The sequence below is a fragment of the Methylobacterium sp. 190mf genome, assembly GCF_900107945.1.
GTDB lineage: Bacteria > Pseudomonadota > Alphaproteobacteria > Rhizobiales > Beijerinckiaceae > Methylobacterium.
Window position 1 is genome coordinate 183,922 of sequence record NZ_FNVI01000009.1, and the last position, 19,099, is coordinate 203,020.

At 68.1% G+C, this 19,099-nt stretch carries 18 protein-coding genes; 14 read left to right on the forward strand and 4 right to left on the reverse strand.

The window, feature by feature from the left end; translation table 11 throughout:
- Positions 1-73: 73 nt before the first annotated feature.
- Positions 74-490, reverse strand: a complete 417-nt coding sequence (locus C4T42_RS13160) for an NADH:ubiquinone oxidoreductase subunit NDUFA12 (protein ID WP_020091666.1) — start codon at positions 488-490, stop codon at positions 74-76.
- 514 nt (positions 491-1,004) lie between these two features.
- Here C4T42_RS13160 and C4T42_RS13165 point away from each other — a divergent pair.
- Both C4T42_RS13165 and C4T42_RS13170 read left to right on the forward strand, forming a co-directional pair.
- Positions 1,005-4,736 carry a vitamin B12-dependent ribonucleotide reductase gene (locus C4T42_RS13165; protein WP_103985204.1) on the forward strand — a complete coding sequence of 1,244 codons (3,732 nt, stop codon included), beginning with the start codon at positions 1,005-1,007 and terminating at the stop codon, positions 4,734-4,736.
- A gap of 461 nt (positions 4,737-5,197) precedes the next feature.
- Positions 5,198-5,926 carry an SDR family NAD(P)-dependent oxidoreductase gene (locus C4T42_RS13170; protein WP_026604709.1) on the forward strand — a complete coding sequence of 243 codons (729 nt, stop codon included), beginning with the start codon at positions 5,198-5,200 and terminating at the stop codon, positions 5,924-5,926.
- Positions 5,927-5,989: 63 nt separating this feature from the next.
- Here C4T42_RS13170 and C4T42_RS13175 read toward each other — a convergent pair whose 3' ends face one another.
- Positions 5,990-6,385 (reverse strand): tautomerase family protein, encoded by a 396-nt coding sequence (locus C4T42_RS13175; RefSeq protein ID WP_020091663.1) that lies wholly within the window; start codon positions 6,383-6,385, stop codon positions 5,990-5,992.
- 117 nt (positions 6,386-6,502) lie between these two features.
- Here C4T42_RS13175 and C4T42_RS13180 point away from each other — a divergent pair, with 117 nt between their 5' ends.
- The 7 genes from C4T42_RS13180 to C4T42_RS13210 all read left to right on the forward strand — a co-directional run bounded on the left by C4T42_RS13180 (position 6,503) and on the right by C4T42_RS13210 (position 15,121).
- The gene (locus tag C4T42_RS13180; protein WP_020091662.1) at positions 6,503-7,387 is read left to right on the forward strand and encodes a LysR substrate-binding domain-containing protein; all 885 of its coding nucleotides are present in this window, start codon (positions 6,503-6,505) and stop codon (positions 7,385-7,387) included.
- 361 nt (positions 7,388-7,748) lie between these two features.
- Positions 7,749-8,138 carry a tautomerase family protein gene (locus C4T42_RS13185; RefSeq protein ID WP_020091661.1) on the forward strand — a complete coding sequence of 130 codons (390 nt, stop codon included), beginning with the start codon at positions 7,749-7,751 and terminating at the stop codon, positions 8,136-8,138.
- A gap of 280 nt (positions 8,139-8,418) precedes the next feature.
- Positions 8,419-9,630, forward strand: a complete 1,212-nt coding sequence (locus C4T42_RS13190; protein ID WP_026604708.1) for an ABC transporter substrate-binding protein — start codon at positions 8,419-8,421, stop codon at positions 9,628-9,630.
- Between the two features lie 135 nt (positions 9,631-9,765).
- Positions 9,766-10,638, forward strand: coding sequence for a branched-chain amino acid ABC transporter permease (locus C4T42_RS13195; protein ID WP_020091659.1), 873 nt, complete (start codon positions 9,766-9,768; stop codon positions 10,636-10,638).
- 38 nt (positions 10,639-10,676) lie between these two features.
- Positions 10,677-12,725, forward strand: a complete 2,049-nt coding sequence (locus C4T42_RS13200) for a branched-chain amino acid ABC transporter ATP-binding protein/permease (protein WP_020091658.1) — start codon at positions 10,677-10,679, stop codon at positions 12,723-12,725.
- Positions 12,718-13,440 carry an ABC transporter ATP-binding protein gene (locus tag C4T42_RS13205; protein WP_010682999.1) on the forward strand — a complete coding sequence of 241 codons (723 nt, stop codon included), beginning with the start codon at positions 12,718-12,720 and terminating at the stop codon, positions 13,438-13,440. Before C4T42_RS13200 ends, C4T42_RS13205 begins: the two co-directional genes overlap by 8 nt.
- Before the next feature lie 379 nt (positions 13,441-13,819).
- On the forward strand, positions 13,820-15,121 hold the full coding sequence (locus C4T42_RS13210; protein ID WP_244603202.1) for a hemolysin family protein: 1,302 nt from the start codon (positions 13,820-13,822) through the stop codon (positions 15,119-15,121).
- 124 nt (positions 15,122-15,245) lie between these two features.
- Here the strand turns inward: C4T42_RS13210 and C4T42_RS13215 are convergent, their stop codons facing one another.
- The gene (locus tag C4T42_RS13215) at positions 15,246-15,497 is read right to left on the reverse strand and encodes a hypothetical protein (protein WP_042674660.1); all 252 of its coding nucleotides are present in this window, start codon (positions 15,495-15,497) and stop codon (positions 15,246-15,248) included.
- A 303-nt stretch (positions 15,498-15,800) separates the two neighbouring features.
- Here C4T42_RS13215 and C4T42_RS13220 point away from each other — a divergent pair, with 303 nt between their 5' ends.
- The 3 genes from C4T42_RS13220 to C4T42_RS13230 all read left to right on the forward strand — a co-directional run bounded on the left by C4T42_RS13220 (position 15,801) and on the right by C4T42_RS13230 (position 16,941).
- Positions 15,801-16,061 (forward strand): hypothetical protein, encoded by a 261-nt coding sequence (locus tag C4T42_RS13220; protein ID WP_020091656.1) that lies wholly within the window; start codon positions 15,801-15,803, stop codon positions 16,059-16,061.
- A gap of 222 nt (positions 16,062-16,283) precedes the next feature.
- Positions 16,284-16,547, forward strand: coding sequence for a hypothetical protein (locus tag C4T42_RS13225; protein WP_103985206.1), 264 nt, complete (start codon positions 16,284-16,286; stop codon positions 16,545-16,547).
- Between the two features lie 142 nt (positions 16,548-16,689).
- The gene (locus C4T42_RS13230; protein ID WP_020091655.1) at positions 16,690-16,941 is read left to right on the forward strand and encodes a hypothetical protein; all 252 of its coding nucleotides are present in this window, start codon (positions 16,690-16,692) and stop codon (positions 16,939-16,941) included.
- 136 nt (positions 16,942-17,077) lie between these two features.
- Here the strand turns inward: C4T42_RS13230 and C4T42_RS13235 are convergent, their stop codons facing one another.
- Positions 17,078-17,362 carry a hypothetical protein gene (locus C4T42_RS13235; RefSeq protein WP_020091654.1) on the reverse strand — a complete coding sequence of 95 codons (285 nt, stop codon included), beginning with the start codon at positions 17,360-17,362 and terminating at the stop codon, positions 17,078-17,080.
- A 304-nt stretch (positions 17,363-17,666) separates the two neighbouring features.
- Here C4T42_RS13235 and C4T42_RS13240 point away from each other — a divergent pair, with 304 nt between their 5' ends.
- Positions 17,667-18,341 (forward strand): MarR family transcriptional regulator, encoded by a 675-nt coding sequence (locus tag C4T42_RS13240; RefSeq protein ID WP_020091653.1) that lies wholly within the window; start codon positions 17,667-17,669, stop codon positions 18,339-18,341.
- 14 nt (positions 18,342-18,355) lie between these two features.
- Entirely contained in the window at positions 18,356-19,075 is a 720-nt protein-coding gene (locus C4T42_RS13245) for a hypothetical protein (protein ID WP_020091652.1), read from the forward strand.
- Positions 19,076-19,099: the final 24 nt, after the last annotated feature.

Consider the following 19,099-nt stretch of genomic DNA (forward strand, 5'->3'; position numbering starts at 1 on the left):
ATCGGGATTGACCCGTCATGAACACCGGAACGGTGGCGGCAAAAGGGCGCCGGCTCCGCGACGGGTCGCGGCTCTACTCGCCCGGCGTCCAGGACACGTAGTCGCCGGTCGCGGCCGGCCGCTGGCCCCAGGAGAGCTGCGAGCCCGCCGGCCTATACGCGTTCGCGGTGCCGGTCTGGTTCTCGATATGGGGCTTCTGCCACGCCTTCGGCTGGTAGGTCTCCTCGCTCGGCGCGACGTCGACGTTGTGGCAGAGCCAGCCGCGCCAGCCGGGGGGCACCTTCGAGGCGTCGGCGTAGCCGTTGTAGACGACCCAGCGGCGCTCCGAGCCCACCGAGCGGTCGATCAGCGCGCCCTCCGCCTTGTAGTACTTGTTCCCGAACTCGTCCTCGCCGACGAAGATGCCGGTGCGCGCGGTCTGGAGCGCGACGGAGACGGTCTGGCCGTTCCACCACGTGAAGATGCGCAGCAAAGTGTCCTTCAGCGCCATCGCCGGTCCCGGAATCGTGGCGCGCCGCGAGGGCGCTCGTCGGCGCCGTTATGGTGACCGCGCGCGTGTGAGTCCAGCCGCATGACGGAAGTGTCGCCCCGGGGCAACGCTCGGCCCGCGCTTTCGGCCTCCGGTTCCGGCCATCCGCCGGCTCCGCTCCCTAGGGTTGTGAATCTAAAATTTTCCCGATCCGATTCCCGAAAGCCGGAAGGACACTTATCCCGGCCCGGGACGATATCCACAGGCTTTTGCGAGCCGGCACAACATCTAGCGGGGAACAAGGCCGTCGAACACCACTTGTTGACGTGAGAGTGAAGGCGGCGGTAATCTCCCTGCATCGGTCGCGCCCCGCGGAAGTGGTGCGTTGGGCAGGGGCGGCCGTTCCTAATTTTCGTTCGCGGGACCGAGGCACGTCTCTCAGCCGGGCGTGGTCGGCCGCGAATCCCACTATCGGGCTAGACCCCGCGTCGCGCGGGGCCGGGACCCTCGTGTCCCGACGGGAGAGGTGTGTTTCATGCGGTTCGAGCGTCGCTACACCACGGCCGGACAATCGCCCTACGCCGGGATCCCCTTCCGCAAGGCCCTGAGCGAGATCCGCAACCCGGACGGCTCGGTCGTGTTCCGCCTCGACGGCATCGACGTGCCGGAGAGCTGGAGCCAGGTCGCGAGCGACGTTCTCGCGCAGAAATACTTCCGCAAGGCGGGCGTTCCGGCGCGGCTGCGCAAGGTCGAGGAGAACGCGGTCCCCTCCTTCCTCTGGCGCTCGGTGCCGGACGACGCGGCCCTGGCCGAGATCCCCGAGGACGAGCGCTTCGTCTCCGAAGCCTCCGCCACGCAGGTCTTCGACCGGCTCGCCGGCTGCTGGACCTACTGGGGCTGGAAGGGCGGCTACTTCTCGTCGGAGGAGGATGCCTCGGCCTTCATGGACGAGCTGCGCTTCATGCTGGCCCGCCAGATGGTGGCGCCGAACTCGCCGCAATGGTTCAACACCGGCCTGCACTGGGCCTACGGCATCGATGGCCCGAGCCAGGGCCACTACTATTGCGACCCGCAGACCGGCGTGCTGACCAAGTCGGCCTCGGCCTACGAGCACCCGCAGCCGCACGCCTGCTTCATCCAGTCGGTCCAGGACGACCTCGTCAACGATGGCGGCATCATGGACCTGTGGGTGCGCGAGGCGCGCCTGTTCAAGTACGGCTCCGGCACCGGCTCGAACTTCTCGATGCTGCGCTCGGAGAACGAGAAGCTCGGCGGCGGCGGCAAGTCCTCGGGCCTGATGAGCTTCCTGAAGATCGGCGACCGGGCGGCCGGCGCGATCAAGTCGGGCGGCACCACGCGGCGCGCCGCCAAGATGGTGATCGTCGACATCGACCATCCGGATATCGAGGCCTTCATCGACTGGAAGGTGAAGGAGGAGCAGAAGGTCGCCGCCCTGGTGACGGGCTCGAAGGTCGTCTCCAAGCACCTGACCCTGGTGATGAAGGCCTGCACGCAGTGCGAGGCCGAGGGCGATGCCTGCTTCGATCCGGAGCGCAACCCGGCGCTCAAGCGCGAGATCAAGGCCGCCCGCCGCGCCTCCGTGCCGGATTCCTACATCAAGCGCGTGGTGCAGTTCGCCCGCCAGGGCTTCACCAAGATCGAGTTCCCCGTCTACGATACCGACTGGGATTCGGAGGCCTACCTCACGGTCGCCGGCCAGAACTCCAACAACTCGGTCTCGCTGACCGACAACTTCCTGCGCGCCGTCGAGGCGGATGCCGACTGGCAGCTGACCGCCCGCACCACCGGCAAGGTCACAAAGACTCTGAAGGCCCGCGACCTGTGGGAGCGGATCGGCGAGGCCGCCTGGGCCTCTGCGGACCCGGGCCTGCACTTCAACACCACGATGAACGACTGGCACACCTGCCCGGCGGGCGGGCGGATCCGGGCCTCGAACCCGTGCTCCGAGTACATGTTCCTCGACGACACCGCCTGCAATCTCGCCTCGGCGAACCTGCTGACGATGTATGACCGGGACACCAAGCGCTTCGACGTGGAGGCCTTCGAGCACCTCAACCGCCTCTGGACGGTGGTGCTCGAGATCTCCGTGATGATGGCGCAGTTCCCGTCCAAGGAGATCGCGGAACTCTCCTACCGCTACCGGACGCTGGGTCTCGGCTACGCCAATATCGGCGGCCTGCTGATGACCATGGGCCTTCCTTACGATTCCGACGCGGGCCGGGCGCTCGCCGGCGCGCTCACGGCGATCATGACCGGCGTCGCCTACGCCACCTCGGCCGAGATGGCCGCGGAACTCGGCACCTTCCCGGCCTACGACGAAAATGCCGACGCGATGCTGCGGGTCATCCGCAATCATCGCCGGGCCGCCCACGGCGAGGCCGGTGGCTACGAGTTCCTCAACGTCGCGCCGGTCGCCCTCGACCACGCCAACATCCCGCAGGCGGATCTGGGCGACCACGCCCGCGCCGCCTGGGACCGGGCGCTGAAGCTCGGCGAGGAGCACGGCTACCGCAACGCCCAGGCCACCGTGATCGCGCCGACCGGCACGATCGGCCTCGTGATGGATTGCGACACGACCGGCATCGAGCCCGACTTCGCCCTGGTGAAGTTCAAGAAGCTCGCCGGCGGCGGCTACTTCAAGATCATCAACCAGGCCGCTCCGGACGCCCTGCGGGCGCTCGGTTACCGCGAATCCGAGATCGCCGAGATCGAGGCCTACGCGGTCGGCCACGGCTCGATGGGTCAGGCGCCGGGCATCAACCCGACGACGCTGCGCGCCAAGGGCTTCACGGACGAGAAGATCGCCGCGGTGGAGAAGGGCCTGAAGTCGGCCTTCGACATCAAGTTCGTGTTCAACCGCTGGACGCTCGGCGACGATTTCCTCACGCAGACCCTCCGGGTCCCCGCGGAGAAGCTGTCGGACCCGACCTTCGAGCTGCTGCCGTTCCTCGGCTTCACCAAGAAGGAGATCGAGGCCGCCAACACCCACATCTGCGGGGCTATGACCCTGGAGGGCGCGCCGGGCCTGAAGCTCGAGCACTACCCGGTCTTCGACTGCGCCAACCCGTGCGGCCGGATCGGCAAGCGCTACCTCTCGGTCGAGAGCCACATCCGCATGATGGCGGCAGCGCAGCCCTTCATCTCGGGGGCGATCTCCAAGACCATCAACATGCCGAACGACGCCACGGTCGAGGATTGCAAGGCGGCCTACCTGCTGTCCTGGCGCCTCGCCCTCAAGGCGAACGCCCTCTATCGCGACGGCTCGAAGCTGTCGCAGCCGCTCAACTCGGCGCTCATCTCGGATGACGAAGACGAGGCCGATGAGGGGATCGAGGCCCTGATCCAGGCGCCGGCCGCCGCCAAGGCCGCCGCCGCCGCGGAGAAGATCGTCGAGCGCGTGATCGAGCGCGTCGAGCGGATCCGCTCCCGCGAGAAGCTGCCGGCCCGCCGGAAGGGCTACACCCAGAAGGCGGTGGTGGGCGGCCACAAGGTCTACCTGCGCACCGGCGAGTACGACGACGGCCGCCTCGGCGAGATCTTCATCGACATGCACAAGGAGGGCGCGACCTTCCGGAGCCTGATGAACAACTTCGCCATCGCGATCTCGCTCGGCCTCCAGTACGGCGTGCCGCTCGAGGAATACGTGGAGGCTTTCACCTTCACGCGGTTCGAGCCGGCCGGCTTCGTGCAGGGCAACGACGCGATCAAGAACGCGACCTCGCTCCTCGACTACGTGTTCCGCGAGCTGGCGGTCTCGTATCTCGGCCGCGCCGACCTCGCCCATGTCAGCCCCGCCGAGATCGGCGGCACGGTGATCGGCGGCGGCGAGAGCGGCGACACGACCCGCGAGGGCCCGAAGCCCGCGCCGGCCTCCTCGGTCGTGTCCCGCGGCCTGCTGCGCGGCTCGGCTGACCGGCTCACCCTGATCCAGGGTGGCCCGGCCGGTGCCAGCCTCGGGGTCGGTGCGGCGAGCGCCGGCCAGTCGGCGCCTGCCGGCGGCACGGTCCACGCGCTCCGCGGCAGCACGGCGCTGAAGGCGGAGCCTGCGGTGGCCGGTCAGGCCGAGACGATCGCCGACACCCTCCCCTTCGCCAAGGCGGAGAGGAGCGTCGCAGACCGGCGGGCCGAGGCGAAGATGAAGGGCTATGTCGGCGAGGCTTGCCCGGAATGCGCGAACTTCACGCTGGTCCGCAACGGCACCTGCCTGAAGTGCGACACCTGCGGTTCGACGACAGGGTGCTCCTGATACGCCGACGGCTCGTACGATAAAGAAGGCCTAAGTTGCTTGCCGCTCTGAGTTGAACCTGCTGAGGTTTCAGCGAGATATATCTCAGAGCGGCATTCGACCGCCTGCGTCCGAGAGGGGCGCCGATTAGCGGACGGTATCCGCGCTCGCTGTACCGGTCAGTGATCCCCCGAACATGTCGAGCATGTTCGGGGGAAGCTGCGCTTAGACGGACCAATGGTCTCTGCGCTGCGCGTGCGACGAGATCGAGACCTGTTCGCGATGAGCCGGTCGCACCTGTGATGGTGCGGATCAGGCCTTCGCCCTAACCGAGAGCCGGAAGGGTGCACGACGACGCGGTCATCGCGGCTGCCAAGCGGCCAGAGGGCGCCTATGTATCGTGCGAGGCAACGCCAGCCATCGAACCGGGCTGGTCTCGACTGAAGGTAGCCGATCCGCGCGCCCGCTGAGACGACGTCGCCATGACCTCATCGACTTCGACCAGAGCGGTCGTGATCGGCGCCTCCGGCGGCATTGGCCGAGCCCTTGTCTCCGGACTGGCTGCGAGCGGAGCCTACGCTCCGATCTTCGCCCTCTCGCGCTCGCAGCCATCGTTCCCGCACGGCATCCGCAGCCACGCGATCGACCTTACCGACGAGGCGTCGGTCGCTGCGGCCGCGGCTGCGGTCGCGGAGGCCGGACCGGTCGGTTTGGTCATCGTCGCGACCGGCATCCTCCATCAGGACGGCGTCGCGCCCGAGAAGGCGCTGAAGGCGCTCGATCCCGGCGCGATGGCCGCCGTGTTCTCCATCAACGCGATCGGCCCCGCCCTCGTCGCCAAGCATTTCGTCCCGCTGCTGGCACGAGAGGGACGTTGCGTGTTCGCAGCGTTGTCGGCACGGGTCGGATCGATCGAGGATAATCGCTCGGGCGGATGGTACGCTTACCGCGCCTCGAAGGCGGCTCTGAACCAGATCCTGCGGACCCTATCGATCGAAGTGGCCCGCAGCCGCCCGGACGCGATCGTCGTCGGCCTCCATCCGGGCACGGTCGCTTCCAACCTGTCGCGGCCCTTCCGCCCAGATCCGGGCGCCCCCGGCGTCTTTCGACCCGACGAGAGCGCAGCTCATCTTCTGCGCGTGCTCGGCGAGCTCGACGTGGCGGACACCGGAAGCGTCTTCGCCTGGGACGGCGCGCGCGTCCCGGCCTAGGGCTCGGAACCGGTCAGCGCGAGGCGGCGGTCCCGCCAGGCAGATCGCATTGCCCCGGACGGATCAGTCCACGTCGTCCTGGACGTAAGACGCCAGGCCGTTGCCGAAGGACCACTCGTCTCGCGCGTTCGGCGACAGGACGATGAGCACGTCTTCCGGACGAAGACCGGGATCGGCGACGAGGTTGTCGGTGATCGCTCTGTAGAGAGCCTTCTTCTTCGCCGTGTCCCGCCAATTGCCCGCGACGATGTTGATGATCACCACGTCGTCGGTGCGTTGAAGCCCGAGATAGTCGGAATCGTAGATCAGCTCGTCCGGCGCGTGCTGATGGATGAGGTGAAAGCGGTCGTCTGCGGGCACGCCGTAGGCGTTGCGCAGGCCGCGATGGATGCCGTCCGAGATGGCTCTGATATGGGCCGGTGACTTGCCCTTGAGGAGCGAGATGCGAACGAGGGGCATGGCTTGCGGTCTCCTGCGACGTCGAGCGGCTGGCCGCCTTGACGCTCGCCGTTTACGCCCCCAGGATCGTCCGGAAAATTTGAAACACCTGAATAAAGACTTTCCGGAAATTGAAGCATGGCGACGCGCACCAACCTCGACATGGACGTGCTCCGCACCTTCGTGACCGGGTTCGAGCTCGGCAGTTTCGCCCGCGCGGCCGAGCGACTGGGGCGGTCGCAATCGGCCGTCAGCACGCAGCTCCGGAAGCTGGAGGAACAGGTCGGTCAGCCGCTCGTGCAGAAGGCGGGACGCGGTCTCGCGCTGACCGCCGCCGGTGAGAGCATGCTCGGCTACGCGAAGCGGCTCTTGGAACTCAACGACGAGGCGGTCGACCGGCTGCGCGGACCCGAGCTCGAGGGCTGGGCGCGGCTGGGCCTCGCGCAGGATTTCGCCGAGGGCTGGCTGCCGGCGGTGCTCAAGCGGTTCTCGCGGGCCTATCCGCGTGTGCGTATCGAGGTTCAGGTCGGGCTCGGCGCGCAGCTCGTCGAGAAGACCCTGAGGGGCGAGCTCGACGTCGCGCTGGTCTGGGGGGACGGCAGCGGTGCCCCTCACGCGCACCGGGTCGCCGAAGTGCCGATCCACTGGATCGGCCCCCCGGACTGGCCGGGTCTCGCGGACCCGGTCCGGGAACCCGTCCCGTTCGCGGCCTTCACGCCGCCGTGCACGTTCCGGTCCGCGGCCGTGTCTGCCTTGGACGGTCGCGGCTTGCCCTGGCGGCTAGTCTTCACCAGCCCCAGCCTCTCGGGACTCTGGGCCGCCGCCGAAGGTGGCTTGGGTGTCACCGCGCGCACCGCCGTCGGCCTGCCGAAAACGCTGAGCGTTCTCGATCCGGCCGCGACCGGCCTGCCGCCTCTTCCGAGCGCGTCACTGACACTCCACCAGGCCGAAGCCGAATTGGCGCCGGCCGTCGCGCGGCTCACCGATATTCTTCTCGAGACCATAAGGGAGCACGTCGCGTAAGGGCGCGATGGCCAGTGACGGGCTCTCGGCGCGCCGCAGACACCCCGGTCATCGAACATCAGTCCTCTCGGTCTCTGCCCGCGTACGAACGGTGATCGATCGCCCCGGCCAGGACTTCTCGAGGAGAGACCGCGAGAGGCACCCGACCGCTGTTCGGACCTTGCCCTGTCCGCGTCGCGAGGCTCGATCACGGGGCGGCGGAGCCGAGGGTGACGTGGCTCGCGCCAGCGGAGATGAGGCCCCATCATTCGGTTTTGTCGAACACAGGGTGGCGAACTTTCAAATTATCCGAACACTCTAGGTCACGTAAGTCTTCGTCCGTTGGCCGCCGCGGCGGTCGCGAAGCCACGGACCGACGACCATGCCCTTCATCAATGTCAAAGTCGCGGGTACGCCCCTCGCACCCGAGCAGATCACGGCGATCCAGGCGGGCATCACCCGGTTGATGGCCACTGTCCTGCACAAGGTCGCGCCTCTGGTCGGCGTACTGGTCGAGGCGGTGCCTGCCGCGGGATGGAGCGTCGGTGCCGAGCCGATCGCCCGCGCCGCGCAAGTGGACGCCATCATCAGCGCGGACACGAACACGCCCGATGAGAAATCGCGCTTCATTTCTGAAGTAAACCGGCTCCTGAAGACCGTCCTCGGGGCCGAACTGGCGGAGGTGTCCTACATCGTCATCCACGAGGTGCCGAAGGACAGCTGGGGTTACGACGGCCTGACCCAGGCGGAGCGCGGGCGCCGCCGCGCATAGCTCGCAGCGTTCCGCAGGTGGGGGCGCCGGATCATGTGTCGGCCGACCGGCGCCGCCGGCCTGTCACGAACGCGCCCGGCGCTTAATCCGACTGCCGGCACCAACGACGTGAAATTGTGGTGCCTGCAGCTTTTACGACATGTGGAACGGACAATCTGTATTAATCGTCTGGGATCGCCCAAAATCTCAGCTTGACGGCTCGACCCGTCTCGGGAGATCTCCCTCCCAGAGTGCCACGGTGAAGGGCACACCGCGCACGCGGAATCTTGGAGAGGAAACGATGGTCTTCGCAGGTCGCGCTGCAGCCGCGGTGCTGTTATTGACGATGGTGTCGGCCCCCGCGCGGGCCGCGGACCCGATCAAGATCGGGCTGAGCGGGCCCTATACGGGCGGCTCGTCTTCGATGGGTGTCTCGATGCGGGACGGCGCCAAGCTCGCCGCCGCCGAGATCAACAAGGCCGGCGGCGTTCTCGGCCGGCCGATCCAGCTGATCGAGCGCGACGACGAGGCCAAGAACGAGGTCGGCGCGCAGGTCGCGCAGGAACTGATCAACAAGGAGAAAGTCGTCGCGAGCGTCGGCTTCATCAATACCGGCGTGGCTCTGGCCGCCCAGCGCTTCTACCAAGAGGCCGAGATCCCGGTCTTCAACAACGTCGCGACCGGGACGATCATCACCAACCAGTTCAAGGAGCCGGACTACGACGCCAACTACGTCTTCCGGAACTCCGCCTACGACGTGCTTCAGGCCGGCCTGATGGTCGACGAGGCCCTCGCCCAGGGTCACAAGAAGATCGCGGTCCTGGCGGACTCGACCAATTACGGGCAGCTCGGGCGCGAGGACATCGAGAAGTATCTCGCGACCAAGAACGTGAAGCCCGTCGCGGTCGAGAAGTTCAACATCAAGGACGTCGACATGACGGCCCAGCTGCTAAAGGCGCAGCAGGCCGGCGCCGAGGTGATCCTGGCCTACGGCATCGGGCCGGAACTGGCCCAGATCGCCAACGGCATGGCCAAGCTCGGCTGGAAGGTCCCGATGATCACGAGCTGGCCGTCCTCGATGCAGAGCTTCATCGACATCGCCGGCACGAACGGCAACGGCGTGATCATGCCCCAGACCTTCATCGAGGATCAGACCCTGCCGAAGCGCAAGGCGTTCCTTGAGAACTACTACAAGACCTACGGTGTCACGAAGATCCCGACCCCCGTGGCCGGCGCCCAGGGCTACGACTCGATCTACCTCCTCGCCGCGGCGATCAAGCAGGCCGGCGGCACCGACGGCGCCAAGATCCGCGCCGCCCTGGAGAACCTGAACGAGAAGGTCGAGGGCGTGGTCACGACCTACGACAAGCCCTTCACGGCGAAGGACCACAACGCCATCTCGCGCAACATGGTCGTGTTCGGGAAGGTGCAGGACGGCAAGATCGTCTACGCCAAGGACGAGGACGCCAAGAACGCCGGCGTGGTTCGTCTGAAGGAGAAGTCCTCGAACTGAGGATCCGGACGCTGCGCCCGCGACGGGCGCGGCGTCTCCCTCGGGGCCGGCGGCGTCACAGCCCGCTGGCGCTCAGCACAGCGGTCCCGCGGCGCCCGCCGCGCGACCGGACGTCCCTCCGGCGACAGCGATCCCATGGAAATCCTGCTCCAGCTCATCGCGTCCGGCGTCGCGGTCGGCATGATCTACGCCGCCATCGCGTTCGGCTATCAGCTGACCTTCGCGACCTCGAAGACCCTCAATTTCGGCCAGGGCGAGGCGCTGGCCCTCGGGGCCCTGTTCGGCCTGACCCTGGTGCCGTTCGTCGGCTACTGGCTGATGATCCCGCTGGTCCTGGTCTTCGGCTTCGCCCTCGGAGCCGTGGTCGAGCGCCTCGGCGTGCGCCCGGCCGTGAAGATCAAGTCCGAGTACGGGTGGATCATGGCCACCATCGCGCTCGGCATCATCTTCAAGAACGTCGCCGAGAACGTCTGGGGACGTGACGACCTGAAATTCCCCTCCCCGCTGCCCGAGACGGCGCTCCAGGTCGGCGGCGTGCGCGTCCTGCCGATGGAACTGCTGATCGTCGCGGGTGCGCTGCTGATGATGCTGGCGGTGGAGATCTTCAATCGCAAGTCGATCTGGGGGAAGGCGGTCGTCGCCACCTCCAACGACATCGACGCCGCCGGGCTGATGGGCATCAACACCCAGAAGGTCATCACCCTCTCCTACTCGATCAGCGCCATGACGGCGGCCTTCGCGGGCGTGCTGGTGGCGCCCGTCACCCTGACCGGGGCGACGATGGGCTCCGTGCTGGCGCTCAAGGCCTTCGCGGTGGCGATCATCGGCGGCCTCGAATCCGGCCTCGGCGTCATCGTCGGCGGCCTGATCCTCGGCGTCGCAGAGACGCTGACCGGCTTCTACATCTCGACCGGCTACAAGGATGTGCCGGGCCTGATCCTGCTCCTCGTCGTCCTCTCCATCCGCCCGGTCGGCCTGTTCGGCAAGGCCGTCATCAAGAAGGTCTGAGCGTGACCTCCCGCGCAATTCTCACGGCAGCCTGAGCCATGGCGCAGACCCTCGCCCCCACCGAAGCGCCCGCCCCGGCGGCCGCCCCCAGCCTGTCGCGCCACGTCGGCATCCTCGGCGCCGTGCTGCTGGTCGTCGGCCTCGCGGTCTTCCCGCACGTGGTCACGAGCTCGTACTACATCCACCTGATGATCGTGATCGCGATCTACGCGATCCTGATCCTCGGGCTCGACATCGTGGTCGGCTATACCGGGCAGGTGAGCCTCGGCCATGCCGGCCTGTTCGGCGTCGGCGCCTACTCGGCGGCGGTGCTGTTCCTGCACTTCAAGCTCGGGATCTGGTGGGGCATCCTGGCCGGGATCGGGGTGACCTCCGCCTTCGGCGTGCTGCTCGCCGTGCCGGCCCTGCGGGTGACCGGCCCCTACCTCGCCATGGTGACGCTGGCCTTCGGCACCATCGTCCAGATCTTCATCAACGAGCTGACGCCGCTGACCAACGGTCCCCTCGGCATCACCCTGCCGCCGGCCCGCGTCCTCGACTTCTCGCTGCTGGGCCTCCAGGCCCCCTGGGGCGCGGCCGGCCGCAAGCTCGAGTTCTACTACCTGGTCTGTCTGGCGCTACTGGCCACGATCCTGGTCGTCAACCGGGTGGTGCGCTCGCCCTACGGCCGCGCCTTCGAGGCGCTGCGCGACTCGCCGATCGCCTGCGATTGCATGGGCGTCAGCGTCTACCGCTACAAGGTCTACGCCTTCGTGATCTCGGCGGCTTTGGCCGGCCTCGCGGGCGCGCTGTTCGCGTGGTCAGAGCGCTACGTGGCGCCGAACTCCTACGGGTTCGAGCTGACCGTGCTGTTCCTCCTCGCCGTCACGATGGGCGGCCGCAAGTCGCGGGCGGGGCCGATCATCGGCTCGGCGATCATCGTGATGATGCCGAACGTGCTCGCCGATATCGGCCTGGTGCGGATCATGGCGGGGATCATCGCCGCCGCGGCACTGGTCGTGGGCGCTCTCGCCCTCCTGCGTCGCGCAGAGAACCGGTTCGCCCTGCTGGTGCCGGTCGCGCTCTGCCTCGCCTTCTTCCCGGCCACGCTCGCGCTCGAATCGGTCACCGACTTCCGGCTGACGGTCTTCGGCCTGATGATCCTGTTCGTGGTGTATTACCTGCCGGACGGGATCGTGGGCTTCCTCCGTGAGAAGATCCCCGCCCTGCGCCCGGCCCACACGGCCGAGGGCAAGAGCCTCCATGCCGAGGGCGCGGCCCTCAGCGTGCAGAGCGGCGACCGGGGCGCCGACCCGCTCCTCACCGTCGATCAGGCACTGATGCAGTTCGGCGGCCTCAAGGCGCTGGCCGGCGTCGATCTCACGGTGCGGCCGGGCACGATCCACGGGCTGATCGGTCCCAACGGATCCGGCAAGAGCACGATGATGAACGTGCTCACCGGCATCTACAAACCGACCGGCGGCAGCGTGACCCTCGCGCGCGGCCAGGGGACGAAGCGCCTCGACGGGCGCACCCCGTCGGAGATCGCCGCTGCCGGCGTGGCACGCACCTTCCAGAACGTGCAGCTCTTCCGCGAGATGACCGCGCTCGAGAACGTGCTGGTCGGCCTGCACCACAGCTTCCGCGGCACCCTGTTCGACGCGATCCTCGGCACGCCCCGGCGGCGCCGGGAGGAGCGCGAGCAGCGCGCCCGCGCCATGGCGATCCTCGACTTCGTGGGCCTCGGCGCCCTGGCGCAGGTGGAGGCCCGCAATCTGCCCTACGGCAAGCAGCGGCTCCTCGAGATCGGTCGCGCGCTCGCCCTCGACCCGGTCCTGCTGCTCCTCGACGAGCCGGCCGCGGGCCTCACCGCCCCCGACATCGCCGAGCTGACGGCGATCATCCGCAAGATCCGCGATGCCGGCATCACGGTGATCCTGATCGAGCACCACATGGACGTGGTCATGGGCCTGTGCGACCGCGTCAGCGTCCTCGATTTCGGCCACAAGATCGCCGAGGGCAGCGCCCGCGAAGTGCAGGCCGACCCGAAGGTGGTCGAGGCCTATCTCGGCAGCCCCGTCGCCGACGAGGAGATGACCCATGCTTGAGGTCACGGGTCTGTCGGCCGGCTACGGCCAGGTGGAGGTTCTGCACGGCCTCGACTTCCAGGTTCCGAAGGGCCAGGTCGTGGCGCTGATCGGCTCCAACGGGGCCGGCAAGACCACCACGATGCGCGCCCTGTCGGGCATGATCCGGCCGCGGGCCGGTTCGATCCGCCTCAACGGACAGGAGATCGGCGGCCTCGACAGCCACGACGTCGCCCGGTTCGGCCTCGCGCACTCGCCGGAGGGCCGGCGCGTCTTCCCGACGCTCTCGGTCGAGGACAACCTGACCCTCGGTGCCTTCCCGCGCCTGACCGGCTCGCGTCCGAAAGGCGACGTCGCGGCCGACCGCGAGCGGGCCTTCGAGATGTTCCCGCGGCTCAAGGAGCGGCGCGCCCAGCTCGCCGGCACGCTCTCGGGCGGCGAGCAGCAGATGCTTGCCATGGGCCGAGCGCTGATGCTGCGGCCCGAGATCCTCCTGCTCGACGAGCCCTCGATGGGCCTCGCTCCCAAGCTGGTGGAGGAGGTCTTCCGGATCATCCGGCTGCTCAAGGCCGAGCAGGTGACGATGCTGCTCGTCGAGCAGTTCGCCATGGCGGCGCTCGGCGTCGCCGACCACGCCTACGTGCTGGAGAACGGCCGGATCCGCTTCCAGGGCCCGGCGCAGCAGATGCGCAACGATCCGGCCGTGCGGGCGGCGTATCTCGGCGGCAGCCACTGACATCCGACCGCGGATCGGTGCCGCGCGTGGCCTGGGATGTCCCCCAGTCCCGGCGCCCGGCATGAACCTGTCTCGCCGGGGCCGGCGGGTCACGCCCGGCGCACCGTCGTCGGCGCGGCTCGCGAATGCCTGACGGTCGGCGCATCACCCTCGCGGACAAGCGCCCGCGCTCACGAACGCCCTACAGGATTGTCCGACGCCGGGGTGCGGGCGGCCCGGTGTTTGCTGAGGTTCGCCGGGGACAACGCTGAGGCCGGTCGGGCTCTGATGCCCGTAGGCCGCGCCGCCGCTCTCCTGTAGAGACCGTCGGGACGCGGCCGGCGCGACGGCCACACGGGAGGTGTCGATTTTGGACGACGGTTGGGCGACTGCCTTAGGGTTGTTTGCCGTCCTCGCCCTGGTTCTGGCGAACGGCTTCTTCGTCGCAGCGGAGTTCGCCCTGGTCGCGGTGCGCAGGAGTCGCGTCGCCGAACTCGTCGCCGAGCGGCGCGTGAACGCGAAGGCGCTGCTCTGGGCCACGGACCACCTCGACGCCCACCTCGCGGCGACGCAGCTCGGCATCACCATCTCGTCCCTGGCGCTCGGCTGGGTCGGCGAGCCGGCGCTGGCCCACCTGATCTTGCCCACCCTGACGTGGCTGCCGGACATGCTCTCGACGGCAGCCGCCCACACGGTCGCCGTGGTGATCTCGTTCGTCATCATGACGGCGCTGCACATCGTGCTGGGCGAGTTGGCGCCGAAGAGCCTCGCGCTCCAGCGCAGCGAGCGCACGGCCCTGGCGGTGATCCGTCCGCTCAGCGTGTTCCTGTTCGTGTTCCGCCCGGCCATCCTGTTTCTCAACGGGCTCGGCAACGGCGTCCTGCGCCTGTGCGGATTGCAGCCCGGCCACGGCGAGGGCGGCCACCACTCGACGGCCGAGCTCAACCTCCTGGTCGAGGCGAGCCGCGAGGCAGGCCTCATCCGCGAGGCCCAGCAGGAAGCGGTCGAGCGCATCTTCCGGCTGGGGGACCGCCGGGTTCGCGAGATCATGACGCCGCGCCACGAGGTCGAGTGGGTCGACCTCGACGGATCGCCCGAGGAGATCACGCGGGCGGTCCGCGTCTGCAGCCACGCCCATGTCGTCGTGAGCCGTGGCGGCATCGACGAGGTCGTCGGCGTTCTGCGCAAGCAGGATCTGCTCGATCAGATCCTCGACGGGCGAGCCCTCGATATCGCCACCGCCATGCGGCCGCCGAACGTCGTCCACGAGGGCATGACGGTGCTCACGGCGCTGGAGAGCTTCCAGCGCAACCCCGTGCAGCTGGCGGTGATCGTCGACGAGTACGGCAGCCTGGAAGGCATCGTCACGCAGACGGATCTCCTCGAGGCGATCGCGGGCGACATACCCGAGGTCGGTGAGGACCCGGCGGTCGTCGAGCGCGAGGACGGCTCGTTGCTCATCGACGGCATGATGCCGGCCGAGGACGCGTTCGATCGTCTCGCCTTCAACGATCCGCCGGGCACGGACGACTACACGACTTTGGCCGGCTACGTGATCTTCCAGCTCGGCCGCATTCCGGCGGCGGGGGACGCGTTCGTGGCGGAGGGGTGGCGTCTCGAGGTGGTCGACATGGACGGCCGTCGCATCGACAAGGTCCTCGCCACCCGCTTGCCGGCGCGGGCGCCGGTCGGAGGGGCGTGACCGCGTCGCCGGGCCATCAATCGGCGCATATCCAATCGGCGCATATGCCTGCGAGAATCGCTGGCGCGTCGTCTCGCGCGGCGGTAGTCGTCGACCGCGCGAGTTCGGAGCGATATCGCGACCGTCAGTAGCGATCGTAGCGATAGCCACCGTAACGTCGCCCTTCGTAGAAGCGCGCGTCCCTGCGTCCGTAGCCACCGAACTCACGGTGGCGGCGATAGCCGTGCGCGGGCGCCCAGGGTGGCGGGCCGCCGTGACGGAAGCCCCGCTCTCCGCGGGCCCAGGGCGGATCGGCGAAGGCGGCCGAGGTCGATCCGAGGATGCCTCCGGTTAGTGTCAGTGTGCCGAGCAGGATCAGCGTTGGCGTGCGGATCATGGATGCCTTCCTCACAGCGGGGGCGTCCCGCGTCGCCCCAGATACGGTGCTCCGCGGCAAACCGTTCCCCGCCGTCGCGAAGGCACGAGGCCGGTCAGCTCGAAGCCTCTCCGAATAACCGCGCGGTCTTCAGGATCGCTCTGGTCCGAGAATAAGAACAGGTGGCGATGGAACGGCACAGGTCCCGGTGGAACAGGCGTTCACAGCGTGATCGTGCGCAGTCACGACGTCGATAGCGGCACGAATTGTCGGAACGGTCCCGGCGACCCTGCCGTTTAGGGGCTCCAAAACAGGAGACGCCCCATGACACGCTTGCCGATTATCGTCCTCGCCACCCTCGCTCTCGGGGGCAGCGCCGTCGCCGCCGAGCAGGGGGCCTCGTCCAAGACTCCGGGCCACGAGATGCAGGATCGCGGGAGCCGGGCCGGGAGCCCGGGCGCGTCCGGTTACGCGCCGGGCCACGAGATGAAGTCCGGCGGGACGGACTCGGCCGGTTCGACGTCGCGAAGCGGCGGAAGCACGACGGGCACCACCGGCACCAACTCGACCGGCACCCGTCGCTGACACGACCGTCGTCCCGTCCGGTTATTTTGCTCGACGGGACGAACCAGCTGCAAGTCGAGCAATGCTGATCAATAAGGATCCGGGCTCGGTTCCGGCTCATGAGGCGCGGATCGTCGAAGATGAATTGTCGATGAACGGCAGGATTGATTAATTTCGTGAGCCGTGGAACGCGATGATTGGCGACTGCATTTCTCGTTTCAGTTCGATGAACGAGGTTGGAGTATGAAGAAGCTTATCACGACCCTGGTCGCCGGCACCGCGCTGCTGGGTGTAGTCTCTGCCGCTCAGGCCCATGAGTGGGGTGGCGGCTATGGCTACGGCTACGGTCCGGGTCACGGCCATTCTCGCGTGATCGTGCGCGAAGGCTATGGCGACGGCTATCGCGGCGTTCGCTTCGGCCACCGAGACTGGGATCGTCCGGATTTTCGCGTGATCGAGCGTCGCGGGTACGGTCATCGTTACCACGACGACGATTGGGACGATTGATCCGACCCGGATTGATGCGGAGTAGAGAGGCGCCCGACCGGGCGCCTCTTTTTTTATTTCCGATCATCGGCGCACCGCATGCAACGGTTTGGCGCCCGTCCGGCTTTCTGAGCGGTTCATCGACACGAGGAACAGCATCGCTATGCCGGTACGTCTGATCACGACTGCTCTGCTTCTGTCCGCAGGGGCCACGGCCGCGCTCGCCGCGCCCATGTCGGCCGACGACAAGGCGGCGCTCCAGCAGCAATGCATGGGCGATTTCACGACCTTCTGCGGTGGCATGCCGCCCGACGATGGGCCCGAGACCCAGGCCTGTTTCGAGAAGAATATGGCCAAGCTGTCGCCGGGCTGCCAGGGCGCCATCCAGAGCTACAAGCAGGGCAAGAAGGGCTGATCCAACCCGGCTGTCGTCTCCCAAGATCGGACGCGATCAGCCTCGCCATCGGTCCCGCGCGGGACTGATCGCACAGGCAATACAGCGGATCGAAGACCGTAGACGCGGGGGCGGCCCGAGCCGCCCCCGCCGGTGTTCAGTAGCTGTAGGACCGGCGCGGGTAGGCCTGGGGCGCGCCGTACCCGGTGTCGCGCGGCTGGACCCGCGACCCGTACTCGATCTCCTTGCGCCGCGCCTGCCGGTTGGCGAGGTAGCGGCCGCCCAGGCAGCCGGCGACGGCGCCGACGACGCCGCGCTCGGCGAGGTAATGGCCCGCCAGACCGCCGATGATCGCGCCCTTGATACAGCCCTTCGCCTCAGCCGCACCGACGCTCATGAGTGTCACGAGAGCGATGGCGGATGCTTGTCCCACGATGCGCATGCTGATGCTCCTCTTCGATCCGGAAGAGAATGCACCTGCGTCACGACCGTTCCGGACGTCGGAAAAGGGGTCGGCGCCCCCTTGTTCGTCGCCGCGGAGGTCCGACTGTTTCGCGCGCGTCGCTTCGTCCTGATGTCGGCGCCGATCCTGTGGCGCCGCGACCGACGATCGTGCCGGACGGAGCCGTCGCCGTCGGAGGCCGTCCTCCGGAAGCAATGGCCCGGTTCAGGACTGCGGTGCGCGTACGGAGCGACGGTTGCCGCTCCGCTTGACTCTAATACTTAGGACTCCTAATTATCCTCTCATGGACCACGCGGCCGACCCAGATCCCGTCCTGATCCGCCTGCGCGAGGGCTTCGAGCGCGTCGCCCTCGTGCTGCGGGCCGATCTGTGGGCGGCCGCGGGCGATGCGGGCCTGAATCCGACACAGGCGCAGGTGCTGGCGCTGCTCGCGGGACGCCCGGCCGGCCTGAGGGCGAAGGAGATCGCCGCGCATCTGGCCGTCTCGGCACCGAGCATGGCCGACACGCTCGCCGCGCTCGCCCGCAAGGCCCTGCTGACGCGCGCGCCCGATCCCGCGGATGCCCGCGCGGCGATCGTGCGCCTGACCGACGAAGGCCGCGCGCTCGGGCGCGCCCTCGCCGCGGCCACGTCACAGGTGATGTCGGCTCTGGCGCGGCTGGCGCCGCCTGAGCAGGCAGATCTCCTCCTGACCCAGATCAAGCTCATCCGGACCCTGCAGCAGGCGGGTGCCATCCCCGTGCAGCGGATGTGCGTCAGCTGCCGCCATTTCAGGCCGAACGCCCATCCGGCCGAGGCCCAGCCCCACCATTGCGCCTTCGTGAACGCTGCGATCGGGACCCGGGATCTCCGGCTCGATTGCAGCGAGCATGAAGCGGCCGATCCCGACGTCCAGGCTGCCACCTGGACGTCCTTCGCGAATGGATCGCAGCCCCTCCGAGCACCACGAGAGACCTGAAAGGACACATCGTCATGACGAGGATCAAGGCACGGGGCGTCGGCCTCGTGGCGGCGGCTCTGTGCGCGCTCTCCACCGGTGCCTCGGCCGGGCCCATCCGGGCGCAGCCGAGTCCCGCTGTCCTGGCGTCGTTCGACATCGTCGAGACGACGATCGCGACCAAGGGCGACACCGCCGTCTTCACCACCCGGGTCCGGGGCGAGGCGGGCAAGGACAAGCCGAATGCCACCGGCAAGTTCGAGGGCTCGAGCGTCTACGCCTACGTCTGGCCGACGACCCTCGATAGCGACGCGATCGGCTTCGACAAGGCTCAGGGTATCGTGGCGCTCGCCGTCACCTTCCACCCCGATTTCGACGACGCGGCCTACGGTGCCAGGAACCGCCATGTCTGGCACCCGCACTGGGTGGTGCTCGCCAAGGACGCGGCCTGCGGCGGCGGCCTGAAGGTCGTCGATATCCCGGACGGCGCGAAGCCGAAGGTTCCGCCGACCTGGCCGAAGGTCCCGCTCCTGATCGACAGCCCGGACTACCCGACCACCTTCCGGGGCGACACGGTTCAGGTCGAGATCCCGGTCTCGCTCATCACCGGCATCAAGGGTGCCTCGTTCGACGGGGTGACGTCCGGCCTCAAGGTGAACGGCAACCTGCACGCGCCGCTGCTCTGCGTCAGCGACGTCTTCAAGGTCGCCTCGGGCAACCTGTCACTGCCGGGCAAGGTGACCCCTCAGAAGTAGGACGCGCGACAGGAAGCGGTTCGG

Coding starts and splice junctions, on each gene's coding strand:
- C4T42_RS13240 (WP_020091653.1), top strand. CDS start 17,667: ATGGACCACGCGGCCGACCCAGATCCCGTCCTGATCCGCCTGCGCGAG.
- C4T42_RS13165 (WP_103985204.1), top strand. CDS start 1,005: ATGCGGTTCGAGCGTCGCTACACCACGGCCGGACAATCGCCCTACGCC.
- C4T42_RS13245 (WP_020091652.1), top strand. CDS start 18,356: ATGACGAGGATCAAGGCACGGGGCGTCGGCCTCGTGGCGGCGGCTCTG.
- C4T42_RS13175 (WP_020091663.1), bottom strand. CDS start 6,385: ATGCCCCTCGTTCGCATCTCGCTCCTCAAGGGCAAGTCACCGGCCCAT.
- C4T42_RS13230 (WP_020091655.1), top strand. CDS start 16,690: ATGCCGGTACGTCTGATCACGACTGCTCTGCTTCTGTCCGCAGGGGCC.
- C4T42_RS13170 (WP_026604709.1), top strand. CDS start 5,198: ATGACCTCATCGACTTCGACCAGAGCGGTCGTGATCGGCGCCTCCGGC.
- C4T42_RS13160 (WP_020091666.1), bottom strand. CDS start 490: ATGGCGCTGAAGGACACTTTGCTGCGCATCTTCACGTGGTGGAACGGC.
- C4T42_RS13205 (WP_010682999.1), top strand. CDS start 12,718: ATGCTTGAGGTCACGGGTCTGTCGGCCGGCTACGGCCAGGTGGAGGTT.
- C4T42_RS13195 (WP_020091659.1), top strand. CDS start 9,766: ATGGAAATCCTGCTCCAGCTCATCGCGTCCGGCGTCGCGGTCGGCATG.
- C4T42_RS13180 (WP_020091662.1), top strand. CDS start 6,503: ATGGCGACGCGCACCAACCTCGACATGGACGTGCTCCGCACCTTCGTG.
- C4T42_RS13200 (WP_020091658.1), top strand. CDS start 10,677: ATGGCGCAGACCCTCGCCCCCACCGAAGCGCCCGCCCCGGCGGCCGCC.
- C4T42_RS13215 (WP_042674660.1), bottom strand. CDS start 15,497: ATGATCCGCACGCCAACGCTGATCCTGCTCGGCACACTGACACTAACC.
- C4T42_RS13190 (WP_026604708.1), top strand. CDS start 8,419: ATGGTCTTCGCAGGTCGCGCTGCAGCCGCGGTGCTGTTATTGACGATG.
- C4T42_RS13185 (WP_020091661.1), top strand. CDS start 7,749: ATGCCCTTCATCAATGTCAAAGTCGCGGGTACGCCCCTCGCACCCGAG.
- C4T42_RS13225 (WP_103985206.1), top strand. CDS start 16,284: ATGAAGAAGCTTATCACGACCCTGGTCGCCGGCACCGCGCTGCTGGGT.
- C4T42_RS13220 (WP_020091656.1), top strand. CDS start 15,801: ATGACACGCTTGCCGATTATCGTCCTCGCCACCCTCGCTCTCGGGGGC.
- C4T42_RS13235 (WP_020091654.1), bottom strand. CDS start 17,362: ATGCGCATCGTGGGACAAGCATCCGCCATCGCTCTCGTGACACTCATG.